This is a genomic window from Streptomyces sp. NPDC058985 (assembly GCF_042740985.1).
Lineage (GTDB): Bacteria > Actinomycetota > Actinomycetes > Streptomycetales > Streptomycetaceae > Streptomyces.
In genome coordinates, this window is the sequence record NZ_JBHYJX010000058.1 from 1 (window position 1) to 12,624 (window position 12,624).

Below are 12,624 nucleotides of genomic sequence, written 5' to 3' on the forward strand. Positions count from 1 at the left end.
TCCCTTCGGTCTTGCGTTTCCGACTCTATCAGATCTTTCCGATCCGATTTCCTCGGTGCTTTCCAGGTTCCCGCTTTCGCGTTTCCCTTTCCGGCGGTTCCGACTCTATCAGATCCTTTCGGGCTCTGATTCCCCGTCAGAGGGGGTTGTCTTCCCGGCCCTCGGGCCGTTCCGACGTCTCAAACCTTAGCGGACCGTCTCGGTGTTTCCCAATCGGGGGCTACCGGGCCGTCGAGCGACAATCGGAATTGAATTCGGACATGCCGAAGCCATTCCCACTGGGGGCTCGTGCTGGTGGTTTGGGTGCCGCTGCTGCGGCGGAGGTGCTACCGCAGAACCGTTACGGTGCCGTGGCAACCCGAAGAAGTGTACGGACCCCGTAGGGGGCTGTCAACCATCTCTGTCAAGATCTTTATTCGAGGTCGCTGAGCCGACCGCCCGCGTCGGGCTGGGCGTGCTCGACCCGGCGCAGGAGGCGGGTGAGCACCTCGCCGAGCGCGGTCCGGTCGTCCGGGGAGAGGTCCTGGAGCAGGTCCTCCTCGAAGACCGAGGCGAGGCGCATGGCCTCCAGCCACTTCTCGCGCCCCTCCGACGTCAGCTCGACGATGACGCGGACCCGGTTCGACTCGTCGCGCTCCCGGGTGACCAGGCCCTCGGTCACCATGCGGTCGATGCGGTGGGTCATCGCCGCGGGGGTCAGGCCGAGACGCTTGGCGAGGTCGCCGGGGCCCAGCCGGTAGGGGGCGCCGGAGAGGACCAGCGCCTTGAGTACTTCCCAGTCGGTGTTGCTGATGCCCAGCTCGGCGGTCTGCCGGCCGTACGCGACGTTCATGCGGCGGTTGAGGCGGGACAGCGCCGAGACGATCTTCTCGACCTGGGGGTCGAGGCCCTGGAACTCGCGCTGATAGGCGGCGATCTGTTCTTCGAGTGGCGGTTCGCCGGCGCCGGAGGTGTCGCCCATGGCCGCAGTATGGCACGCCGCTCCTTTGCCTCGAAGTCCTTCACTATGTACTCTTTACCTTCGAACTTTAGCTTCTAAGTCTTCAGCTCTAACGGCTGGAGCGATCGACCCAAGAGAGGGTGAACGTGACCAGGGCAATGGGCGCCGCGATGCGCCGGATTCACGTGGGCAACGCACTCAGCGCGTTCGGACTCGGCTTCACCGTCCCCTACCTGTACGTCTATGTGGCGCAGGTCCGGGGGCTCGGCTCCATGACGGCGGGTCTCGTGCTCGCCGTCTTCGCGGTGGCCGCGCTGATCGTGCTGCCGTTCGCCGGGCGGGCCATCGTCCGGCGGGGCCCGCTGCCGGTGCTGCTCATCGCCCTGGTCACCGCCGCGCTCGGTGCGCTGAGCCTGGGGCTCTCTGCCTCGGCGGCCACCGTGCTGCTGTCCGCCGCCGCGCTGGGCGCGGGGCAGGCCGTGATGCAGCCGGCGCTCGCGACGATGATCGTGGACTGCTCCACGACGGAGACCCGGTCACGGGCCTTCGCCATGCAGTTCTTCCTGCAGAATCTGGGACTCGGCGTCGGCGGACTCATCGGCGGCCACCTGGTCGACACCACCAGCGCCTCGTCCTTCACGCTGCTGTTCGCGATCGAGGCGGCCATGTTCCTGGTGCTGGTCGCGGTGATGGCCACCGTGCGGGTGCCGCGGGCCCCGCATGTCGAGGCCGTCCCGGGCCAGGCCGCCGGGGGCAGCTGGAAGCAGCTGCTCGGCAACCGCGCGATGGTGCAGCTGTGCGTGCTGGGCTTCGTGCTGTTCTTCGCCTGCTACGGACAGTTCGAGTCGGGGCTGAGCGCGTACGGCGTCGAGGCCGCCGGGATCACCACGTCCGCGCTGGGGACGGCGCTGGCCGCGAACACGCTGATGATCGTGATCGCGCAGTTCGCGGTGCTGAAGTTCGTGGAGCGGCGGAAGCGGTCGCGCGTGATCGCCGCCGTGGGTCTGATCTGGGCCGTGGCGTGGGCCGTGGCCGGGTACGCCGGGCTCGGGCACGGCAGCCAGACGATGGCGACGGCCGCCTTCATCTCGACGTACGCGCTGTTCGGGCTGGGTGAGGCGATGCTGTCGCCGACGCTGGCCCCGCTGGTCGCGGACCTGGCGCCGACCGGTCTCGCCGGGCAGTACAACTCCGCCTTCGCCCTGGTGAAGCAGCTCGCGCTGGCGATCGGGCCGGCGGTCGGCGGGCCGCTCGGGGCCTCGCTGCACGCGCCGTACATCGTGGCGTTCCTGTTCTTCTCGCTGGGCATCACAGTGCTGGCGGTGCGGTTGGGGCGGCAGCTGACCGACGTTCAGAATCAGCCGTCGCTGGCTCGGAGCCGGGTGGTCACGCAGGGCCGGACGCCCGCGGACGCGGTGGCGGCCGCGGAGGCGTGAGCCGGGTGTGAAGCCGTGGCGGACTCCGGTCCGTCACGGCTTCGGCAGGACGAACTCGCACCAGACGGCCTTGCCGCCGCCGGGTGTGCGCCGGGACCCCCAGTTGGTGGCGATGGTCGCGACGATGGCGATGCCCCGGCCGGACTCGTCCCCGGGCTCCGCGCGGCGGCGCCTGGGCAGGTGGTCGTCGCCGTCGGTGACCTCGATGATCAGGCGGCGGTCGGTGCGGCGCAGGCGCAGCCGCATGGGCGGCGTGCCGTGCTGGAGGGAGTTGGCGACCAGTTCGCTGGTGGCCAGGACGCCCAGGTCGTGCAGGTCGGTGGGGAAGCGCCAGCTGGTCAGGACGCCGGAGGCGAAGGCACGCGCGCGTGGGGCCGCCTCCACGCCGCCGAGCAGTTCGAGGGCGGCGTTGCGGAACAGTTCGGCGTCCGCGCCGGTGCGTGCGGGATGCTGGAGGACCAGGACGGCGACGTCGTCGTCGTGGTCCGGGGTGACGCCGGCGGAGCGGACCAGGCGGTCGCAGATCACCTGCGGGGTGCCGGTCGCGCCGGACAGGGCGCGCTCCAGGGCGGCGATGCCCTCGTCCAGGTCCTCGTCGCGGCGTTCCACCAGGCCGTCGGTGTAGAGGACGGCGGTGGAGCCGGGGGTCAGGGAGATCGAGCCGGACGTGTGCACCCAGCCGCCGGTGCCGAGCGGGGGGCCGGTGGGCTCGTCAGCGCGCTGGACGGTGCCGTTCTCGTCGCGGACCAGGATGGGCAGGTGCCCGGCGGACGCGTAGACCAGCCGGCCCTCGTTGGGGTCGTGGATGGCGTAGACGCAGGTCGCGATCTGGTTGGCGTCGATCTCGGTGGCGAGGCCGTCGAGGAGCTGGAGCACCTCGTGCGGGGGGAGGTCGAGGCGGGCGTAGGCCCTGACCGCCGTACGGAGCTGGCCCATGACGGCCGCCGCGCGGACGCCTCTGCCCATGACGTCGCCGATGACCAGGGCGGTGCGGCCGCCGCCGAGGGTGATCACGTCGTACCAGTCGCCGCCGACCGCGGCCTCGGTGCCGCCGGGGTGGTAGGTGGCGGCGACGCGCAGGTCGTCGGGCTCCTCCAGTTCCTGTGGGAGCAGGGAGCGCTGGAGGGTGACGGCGGTTTCGCGCTGGCGGCTTTCGCTCGCGCGGAGGCGGGCCGCGGCCTCGGCGTGGTCGGTGACGTCGGTGGCGAAGACGAGAACGCCGCGGTCACCGTGGTCGCCGCTGCCCTTGTCGCGCTCGGTGACCGGGGTGCAGGTGAAGGTGTAGGAGCGGCCGTCGGGGGCCTTGCGGGACTTGAGGGTGCGGGGCCGGCCGCTGCGCTGGACCTGGTCCAGGAGCGGGAAGAGGCCCGGCTCGTCCAGCTCGGGGAGGGCCTCGCGGGCGCGTTCGCCCAGGTCGCGCATGCCGAAGGCGGCGACGTAGGCGTCGTTGACGTAGGCGAGGCGGTGTTCGGGGCCGTACACGAGGGCGACGAGGGCCGGGACGCGGTCGAGGACGTCGCGTACGGGCAGGTCGTCCACGGCGGGGGCGGGCGGGGCCTCCTCGGTCAGCTGCTCGACGCGGGCGGCGGGTACGGAGCCGTCGCTCCGCCGGTCGGGGGAGACCGTCGGGTCGGTCCGCGCTGCGGCGCGGCGCTGCGTTCCGGGGAGTCGGGCGCTCCAGCGCGTGAAGTTCACGAATCCTTGCCTAGTGTAGTTGTCGGCGGCCGGAGACCGGGACGGCCGGGACCGGCCGTGGCCCCGGGGGCCGCGCGGGGCGGGCGGCGGCGCGCCCGCGGTGGTGGACCAGTCTGGCAGGGTGCCGGCCTGGCCGACATCCGTCAGACGCCTCAGTCGGCGGGGGAGTTCCGGACTCCGGTCAGGACGACCCCTTCGGGTTGTGCGGCGGTTCCTGGGAAGGCTTTCCACCGGCCGCGAGTTCGAACTCCGCTCGGGGATGTTCGAGTGAGCCCAGGGAGACGATCTCCCGTTTGAAGAGTCCGGCGAGGGCCCATTCGGCCAGCACGCGTGCCTTGCGGTTGACGGTGGGGACGCGGCTGAGGTGGTACGCGCGGTGCATGAACCACGCGGGGTAGCCCTTCAGCTTGCGTCCGTAGACGTGCGCGACGCCCTTGTGGAAGCCGAGGGAGGCGACGGAACCGGCGTAAGTGTGCGCGTACGTGTCGAGGGGCTCGCCGCGCAGGGCGTGCGTGACGTTGTCGGCGAGGACCCTGGCCTGGCGGACGGCGTGCTGGGCGTTGGGGGCGCATTCCCGCGCGGGGCCGGACGCGGTGACGTCCGGGACGGCGGCGGCGTCTCCCGCGGCCCACGCGTGCGGGGCGCCGTCGACCGACAGGTGGGCGGTGCAGATGAGGCGGCCGCGGTCGTCGAGGGGCAGGTCGGTGGCGGCGAGGACCGGGTGGGGTTTGACGCCGGCCGTCCAGACGACCGTACGGGTGGGGAAGCGGGAGCCGTCGCTGAGGACGGCGACGCGGTCGGCGCAGGAGTCCAGGCGGGTGTCCAGGCGTACGTCGATGTTGCGGCGGCGCAGTTCGGTCACCGTGTAGCGGCCCAGGTCCTCGCCGACCTCGGGCAGGATGCGGCCCGAGGCCTCGACGAGGATCCACTTCATGTCCTCGGGGGTGACGTTGTGGTAGTACCGCGCGGCGTAGCGGGCCATGTCCTCCAGCTCGCCCAGGGCCTCCACGCCCGCGTAGCCGCCGCCGACGAACACGAAGGTGAGGGCGGCGTCGCGGATGGCGGGGTCGCGGGTGGAGGAGGCGATGTCCATCTGTTCGAGGACGTGGTTGCGCAGGCCGATGGCCTCCTCGAGGGTCTTGAAGCCGACACCGTGGTCGGCGAGGCCGGGGACGGGCAGGGTGCGGGAGACCGAGCCGGGCGCGAGGACGAGTTCGTCGTAGGTCAGCCGGCGGGCGCCGGTGCTCTCCTCGTCGGTGGCGAGGGTGGTGATGGTGGCGGTGCGTGTCGTGTGGTCGATGGACCGGGCCTCGCCGATGACGAGGCGGCACTGGCCGAGGAGGCGGCGCAGGGGCACGACGACGTGCCGCGGGGAGATGGAGCCGGCCGCCGCCTCGGGCAGGAAGGGCTGGTACGTCATGTAGGGGTCGGGGGTGACGACCGTGATCTCCACGTCGCCCCGCCGGAGTTCACCCCTGAGGTTCCGCTGCAGCCGCAGGGCCGTGTACATCCCGACGTAGCCACCGCCGACAACGAGAATGCGCGCACGTTCCTTCACCATCCCATGACGCACCCGGCGCTTGCGTTTGTCCACAGGCTCGTCGATTTGTGTGACCGGAGATCGCGAAGGCCCGGCCACGGCCGCGGGGCCGTGGTGAGGCGCGGTCGTGCAGGTCAGCGGGGGTGGAGGTGGGGGTGGCAGGCGGCACATTCGGGGCGTATGCGATCCGTGCTCCGATCGGGGGGCCCTCCGGGCGGAACGTGCCCCTTCTGAATTGACCCCCGCTCAACTATGTTCTTTCCGACGGGGTGCAGGGGGATGCGCTCACCGGGTCCGCGACGGGCGGACCGCGGAAGGGGCCAGTTCCGCACACTCCGGCATTCGATGGCGGGGAGAGTCTCCGGGGGGAGACGTCATTACCGGGGGATTGTCTATGCATGTTCAGGACTCTCATTGGTCGTCCGCGTCGGCTGTCGCGCCCGGTGGCGCGACGAGTGCGGCGGCGGGTGGCGCACGCGGGGACGCGGCACGGAACGCTCCGTTGCGCGTGGACGCCCAGCGCAATCTGGAGCACGTCCTGCGCGCGGCCCGCGAGGTCTTCGGCGAGCTGGGTTACGGCGCGCCCATGGAGGACGTGGCGCGGCGCGCCCGGGTCGGTGTCGGCACCGTGTACCGGCGCTTTCCGAGCAAGGACGTGCTGGTCCGGCGGATAGCCGAGGAGGAGACGGCGCGGCTGACCGACCAGGCCCGGACGGCGCTCGGGCAGGAGGACGAACCGTGGTCGGCGCTGTCCCGCTTCCTGCGTACGTCGGTGGCCTCGGGCGCCGGCCGGCTGCTGCCGCCGCAGGTGCTGCGGGTCGGGGTGTCGGAATCCGCCGACGACGGTGCGGGCGGTGACGGCGCCGCCGTTCCGGCCGGTGAGCCGCGGGTGCCGCAGCAGCGGATACAGCCGGGCTCGGGCGAGCTGCGGCTGGTGTCGGAGGAGCCCGGTCCTGCCGGTGCGCCGGCCGATGCCGCGGCGTCCGTGGAGGTCGATCACGGTGCGGCGGCGCTGCTGGAGGTCGTGGGCCGGCTCGTGGAGCGGGCCCGTGCGGCGGGCGAACTGCGGCCGGGCGTCTCGGTGTCGGACGTGCTGCTGGTGATAGCCACGGCCGCGCCCTCGCTGCCGGACCCGGCGCAGCAGGCGGCGGCCTCGGCCCGGCTGCTGGACATCCTGCTGGAGGGACTGCGGTCGCGTCCCGCCTGAACCGCCGCGGCCGTCGGGGCAGGGGCCAAGGTACTTCTCCTTCCCCGAACGGCTGAGCGTCATGACCGCCGCGCGGCACATCCCCACGGACGAGTGGTGATCGGCACAAGGAGGTCCTGAACAAAAGCCAATATGGCACTCTGGCGCCGTGTTCGGACTGGCTGGGCAGGCGGCGGGGGCATTCCGCGATGAGCGTTGACGGGCGGGGCGGGTCACTCGGTGACGGCGAAGGCGGGCCCGGTGACACGGGACCCGCCGACTCGCCACAGGTGCCGGGCCAGGGTGGACGGGCCAGGTCCCCGTGGGGCGGCGGTCCGGCGGACGCGGGTCGGCCCGGCCCGGGTGAGGGTACGGAGGCCGGCCCTCCGGCGGGGTCCGGCGTCCCGGCCCAGCGCGAACTGCACGAGGACAGCGTCCTGCCGCCGCCGCGCGAGGTCCCGTCGTCCGACGCCGAGCTGATCGAGGGCATGCGCGCGGGCGACGACACGGCCTACGAGGAGCTGTTCCGGCGCCACGCGGACGCGGTACGCCGGTACGCGCGCACCTGCTGCCGCGACGCCCACACCGCCGACGACCTCACCGCCGAGGTCTTCGCCCGCATGCTCCAGGCGGTGCGCGGGGGTTCGGGTCCCGAGCACGCCGTGCGCGCCTACCTGCTCACCGCGGTCCGGCGGGTCGCCGCGGGCTGGACGCGGTCGGCCGGGCGGGAGCAGCTGGTCGACGACTTCGCCGTGTTCGCCGCGCAGTCCGCGCGGACCACCGAAGTCCCGGACGACGACACCCTGGAGCTGGGCGCCGACGTCCGGGCCATGCACCAGGCCGAGCAGTCGATGGCGATGCGGGCCTTCCGGTCGCTGCCCGAGCGGTGGCAGGCCGTGCTGTGGCACACCGAGGTCGAGGACGAGTCCCCGAGCGAGGTGGCCCTGCTCTTCGGGCTGGACGCCAACGGCACCCGGGTACTCGCCAGCCGCGCCCGCGAGGGTCTGAAGCAGGCCTACCTCCAGGCCCACGTCAGCGACACCCTCACCGGCGACGAGGAGTGCGCCCGCTACGCCGACCAGCTCGGCACGTACGCGCGCGGCAGGCTGCGCGTCCGGGCCGAACGCGGGCTGCGCAAGCACTTGGAGGAGTGCGCGCGGTGCCGGCTGGCCGCCACTCAGATCGAGGAGGTCGCGAGCGGCATCCCCGCCGTGGTGCCGGTCGCCGTCATCGGCTGGTTCGGCGCCGCCGGGTACGCCAAGGCGGCCGGGATCGTCGCCGGCGGGGCGGGCGTCGGCGCGGCGGGTGCGGCGGCGGCCGGTGGTACGTCCGGCGGCGCGGGTGGCGGCGGCGCGGGCGGCGGTGCCGCGGCCTCCGAAGGGCTGGGCGCGCCGGTGAAGGCGGGTATCGCGGCCGGTGTGGTGGCGGTGGCCGCCGCGGCGGCGCTGGTCTTCGCGCTGGCCGGCGACGACGAGCCGGCGGACCGTCCCTCGAAGGCCGCCCCGCCCGCCTCCTCACCGGTGGCCCAGCCCGCCCCCGACTCCCCCACGCCCACTCCGCGCCCACCCCGCGCCCAGCCCCCGGCGGCCGCCCCCGAGCCGGCCCCGACCCCCACCCCGACGCCTGAACCGCCCCGGACACCGAAGCCGACCCCCACCCCGAAGCCCACGCCCACCCCGACTCCGACCCCGTCGTCCCCCGCACCCTCTCCCTCCCCCACACCCCCACCACCCGCGTCACCGCCCCCACCCACCCGGACCGTCTACCAGTGGAACGAGCTGGCGTACGACGTGACCGGTGACGGCACCCGGCCCGAGATGCGGCTGGCCGAGAGCAGTTGGGTGTGGCAGCGCTCCGCACTGTCGATCGGCGGCGTGCGGTACGCGCACGGCGTCACCGTGCACGGCCGCTCCTCCGTCACCATCGACCTCAACCGCTCCTGCTCGTCCTACGAGGCGCTGGCCGGCGTCGACGACCTGACGATGAAGCTCGGCAAGGTCCACTTCTCGGTGTTCGCCGACGGGGTCCGGCTGTGGAACTCCGGGGCGGTCGAGGGCGGTGACCCGGCGGTGCCCGTCCATGTGGACGTCTCGGGGCGCGAGACCGTACGCCTGGTGACCGAGCCGCACGGGCCGCTCGACTCGGCGGTGCCGGCGGACTGGGCGCGGTCACGCTTCACCTGCGCGTAGCGCCCCGCCCCACCCCGCGCTCTACGGGACCGGCTGCCGCGGCCGGAGGTCGCGCACCGCCTCGTCCAGTTCGCCCAGGACGTCGCCCGGGGTGAGGGCGGCGCCTTCGGCCTGCTCGGCTGCGTACCGCTCACCGCCGAGGGCGGTACGGGCGGCGGCCCCGGCCCGCTCGGCGTGCGCGCGGTCGGGCATGGGGCGCGGACGGTCGCCGCGCCAGTGCGCGGCCGCGCCGAGCAGCCGTGCCGACCGGGCGTGGTCGCCGAGGCGGCACAGCAGTTCGGCCGAGCCGTCCACGAGGGCCGCCAGGACCAGGTCGGCGCACCGCTTGCGCACGGCCGTCCGGAAGGTCTCCACCAGCAGCGGCAGCCCCTCGCGCGGCCCCGACTCGCCCGCCGTCACGAGGGCGTCCACCAGCCCCAGCATCGCCAGGAACTGCGGTGGGGGCGTCCCCCGCACGCACTCCTCGCGGGCCGCCTCGCACAGGGCACGCCCGCGCGCGAAGTCCGCGTCCTCCACCGCGAGTCCGGCCCGCAGCATCAGGACGAACGCCTTGGAGTCCACGACGCCGTACCGGTCGGCGGCGGCGCCGGCCCGGTCGAGCACGGTGAGCGCCGTGTCGCGGTCCCCCGAGCGGTAGGCGATTTCGGCGAGCCGGGCGATGAGGAGGGGCGACTCCGCGAAGGCGCCCACCTCGTCGGCGAGCCGCAGCGCTTCCTCGTACTCGGCCCTGGCCTCCTCGTAGCGGCCGCCGACCATGGCGTGCTCGCCGAAGGCGCTGCACACCTGGGCCTCCACCAGGCGGTCGCCGATCCGGCGGCTGAGCACGCGCAGTTCCGCCAGGTCCTCGTCGACGCCGGCCAGGCCCCCGGAGGAGTCGACCACCGAGAGCGTGCGGAACATGAGGCCGGCGGCGGTCTCCCATTCGCCCCCGTAGGCGCGGCAGTTGGCGACGCAGGCGTCCATGGCCTCGCGCACGTCGCCGGAGTCGCTGACGAAGAACTGGGTCAACGGCCAGATGAGGCCGGGTACCCGGGCCGCTTCCGGGCCTCCCGCGGCGAAGTGGTCCCGCACCCGGACGACGTACCGGCGCATCCGCTCGTCCAGCCGCCCCTCCCCCGGCCCGGCCTCGAAGGTGAGGAGGAGGTGCATCATCCGCACCTGCATGCGCAGGGAGTGCAGCGGGTGCCGAGTGTCGCCCTCCGGTACGGCGAGGAGGGCGTCCACGGGATCGGCGGCGGCCGTACGGCGGGCGAGGACGTCCGGCGTAGGCACCTCCCCACCGCCCGCGTCCAGGGCGGCTCCGAGACGCAGCGTCCGGTCGAACCACCGGACGCCCTCGTGCCGGTAGTTGCGCAGCCACCAGAACCACCCCATGGCGAGGGCGAGGGCGGCGGCCTCCCGCTCGTCACCGGCGTCGAGGGTGCGGTCGAGGGCCGCGCGGATGTTGTCGTGCTCGGTCTCCAGACGGGCGATCCAGGGCAGCTGCCCGGCGGACCGCAGCTGCGGGTCGGCCTTCTCGACCAGCGCGCGTGCCCACGCGCGGTGGGCCCTTTCGGCGGCGGCGCGCAGCCCGGGCACCTCGGCAGCGCGTTCGCCGGCGTACTCGTGGATGGTCTCCAGCATGCGGTAGCGCATGGCGCCTTGGGTGCCGGGGGCGGCGACGACGAGGGACTTGTCGACGAGGGCCCCGACGAGGTCGGCCGCGGGCCCGGTGCCGACGGCCTCGGCGGCGTCCAGCTCCCAGCCGCCGGCGAAGACGGACAGCTGGCACAGCATGGTCCGTTCGGCGTCGTCGAGGAGGTCCCAGGACCAGTCGACCACCGCCCGCAGGGTCTGCTGGCGGGGCAGGACGGTGCGGCTGCCGGAGGTCAGCAGCCGGAAGCGGTCGTCGAGCCGGTCGGCGATCTCCCGGGGCGTGAGCACCCGCAGGCGGGCCACGGCCAGCTCGATCGCGAGGGGGAGCCCGTCCAGTCGGCGGCAGATCTCGGCGACCGCGGTCTCGTCCCGCAGCAGGGTCCCGGCGTCGGGCCGTACGGCGGCCGCGCGGGCGGCGAAGAGGCGCTGGGCCTGGTCCGGGGTGAGCGGCTCGACCGGGCGCACCGACTCGCCCGGGACGCCGAGCGGTTCACGGCTGGTGGCGAGGACGGTGAGGCCGGGGCAGCGGGTCAGCAGCGTCTCGGCGAGCCGGGCCACCGCTTCGATGACGTGTTCGCAGTTGTCGAGGACGAGAAGCAGGTCGCGAGCCGAGCAGTACTCGACGAGCAGGGCGACGGGGTCGTGCGGGACGGCGCCCCGGTCGCTGCTCACCAGGACGGTCTCGCGCAGCCCGAGCGCGTTGACGACCGCACCGGGCACGGCCTCGGGCCGGTCGAGAGGGGCCAGTTCGACCAGCCAGGCCTGCGGGAGCGCGGCGGCGGCCTCCTCGGCGAGGCGGGTCTTCCCGGAGCCGCCGGGGCCGGTGAGGGTGACCAGCCGGGCCGTGTGCAGGTCGGAACGGATGGCGTCGAGTTCGCGTTCGCGTCCCACGAAGGAGGTCAGGCGGGGCCGGATATTGCCCGTCCGCGCGGGGGGCGCCGGCCGCCGTTCGTCGGCGGGGGCGGCGAGCAGTTCGGCGTGCAGGGCGCGCAGCTGCGGTCCCGGCCCGGTCCCGAGTCCCTCGTCCAGAGCACGCCGGGCGTCCTCGTAGGCGGCCAGGGCGTCGGCGTCGCGGCCGGCGGCGCGCAGGGCGCGGACGAGGAGGGCGTGCAGCGGTTCGTCGTACGGGTGCGCGGCGGTCAGTTCCCGCAGCCGCGGTACGGCGTCGTGGGCGTCGCCGAGGCGCAGGCCGGCCTCGATCCGGGCCCGGGTCGCCTCCAGGCGCAGGGCCTCGGGGCGGGCGGCGGCGTCGGGGAGGTCGGCGAGGGCGGGCCCGTGCCAGAGCCCGAGGGCCTCGTCCAGCTGCCGGGCGGCGACCGCGGCGTCACCGCGCTGGAGGGCGGCGGTGCCGTGCCGTACGAGGCGCTCGAAGACGTACAGGTCCACGTCGTCCCGGGTCGCGTCGAGCCGGTAGCCACCGGGGGCGGAGGCGACGGCGTCCCTGCCGACGGTACGGCGCAGACGGCCGACCAGTGCCTGGAGGGCGGCGGGGGCGTCCTTCGGCGGATCCTCCGCCCAGACCTCGTCGATCAGGGTGGCGGGGGTGACGACCTGGCCGGGTCGCAGGGCGAGGGCGGCGAGCAGCGTCCGGAGCCGGGGCCCGCCGGGGGTGACGACGGTGCCGTGGTCCTCCGTCTGGGTGACCCCCAGGATTCTGTACCGCACGGGTTCATTGTCGCCGGAGGCGGGTGGTGGGCTTACGCGGCCCGCGCGCCGGAGGGATTACGAGGTGGGTTCCACGTCCCGGCACAACGCGGTATCCGGCGCGGGTGCGGGCCGGGGGTGGGTGTCGCGGGCCGGCGCTTGCCGGGTGCCGCTGCGCCCACCCGTGCCGCCCCAGCGGCACGACTGCCCGCAGCTGGGACGGCGGAGAGCCGCGTACGGCGAGAAGGGGGCGTGTCGGGGGGTGTCCGCCCGCAGCGGTTGGCGCGTCAACGAACGGCACTTCTGTGGCCGACCGATTTCGCGCCGTTCCGAGGACGGACACCCTCCGGCGCGACCCC

Annotated in this window: 7 protein-coding genes; 3 read left to right on the forward strand and 4 right to left on the reverse strand. The window is 74.0% G+C overall.

From position 1 onward, the window contains the following. Window positions 1-412 precede the first annotated feature (412 nt). The gene (locus tag ACFW01_RS33970; RefSeq protein ID WP_125495612.1) at window positions 413-961 is read right to left on the reverse strand and encodes a MarR family winged helix-turn-helix transcriptional regulator; all 549 of its coding nucleotides are present in this window, start codon (window positions 959-961) and stop codon (window positions 413-415) included. A 137-nt stretch (window positions 962-1,098) separates the two neighbouring features. Between ACFW01_RS33970 and ACFW01_RS33975 the strand changes: the two genes are divergently transcribed. Then, window positions 1,099-2,376, forward strand: a complete 1,278-nt coding sequence (locus ACFW01_RS33975) for an MFS transporter (protein ID WP_384510130.1) — start codon at window positions 1,099-1,101, stop codon at window positions 2,374-2,376. A gap of 33 nt (window positions 2,377-2,409) precedes the next feature. Here the strand turns inward: ACFW01_RS33975 and ACFW01_RS33980 are convergent, their stop codons facing one another. Then, window positions 2,410-4,071, reverse strand: coding sequence for a SpoIIE family protein phosphatase (locus ACFW01_RS33980; RefSeq protein WP_234956188.1), 1,662 nt, complete (start codon window positions 4,069-4,071; stop codon window positions 2,410-2,412). Window positions 4,072-4,252: 181 nt separating this feature from the next. Continuing rightward, window positions 4,253-5,632, reverse strand: coding sequence for an NAD(P)/FAD-dependent oxidoreductase (locus tag ACFW01_RS33985; RefSeq protein ID WP_384510072.1), 1,380 nt, complete (start codon window positions 5,630-5,632; stop codon window positions 4,253-4,255). Window positions 5,633-6,005: 373 nt separating this feature from the next. On the opposite strand from ACFW01_RS33985, the gene ACFW01_RS33990 reads away from it, so the two are divergent. Then, window positions 6,006-6,818: a TetR/AcrR family transcriptional regulator gene (locus tag ACFW01_RS33990; protein WP_384510074.1), complete on the forward strand. Its 813-nt coding sequence runs from the start codon at window positions 6,006-6,008 to the stop codon at window positions 6,816-6,818. Between the two features lie 188 nt (window positions 6,819-7,006). Continuing rightward, the gene (locus ACFW01_RS33995; RefSeq protein ID WP_384510077.1) at window positions 7,007-8,986 is read left to right on the forward strand and encodes a sigma-70 family RNA polymerase sigma factor; all 1,980 of its coding nucleotides are present in this window, start codon (window positions 7,007-7,009) and stop codon (window positions 8,984-8,986) included. A 21-nt stretch (window positions 8,987-9,007) separates the two neighbouring features. Here the strand turns inward: ACFW01_RS33995 and ACFW01_RS34000 are convergent, their stop codons facing one another. Continuing rightward, a complete protein-coding gene (locus tag ACFW01_RS34000; RefSeq protein WP_384510080.1) occupies window positions 9,008-12,286 on the reverse strand; it encodes a BTAD domain-containing putative transcriptional regulator in 3,279 nt (1,092 codons plus the stop codon). Window positions 12,287-12,624: the final 338 nt, after the last annotated feature.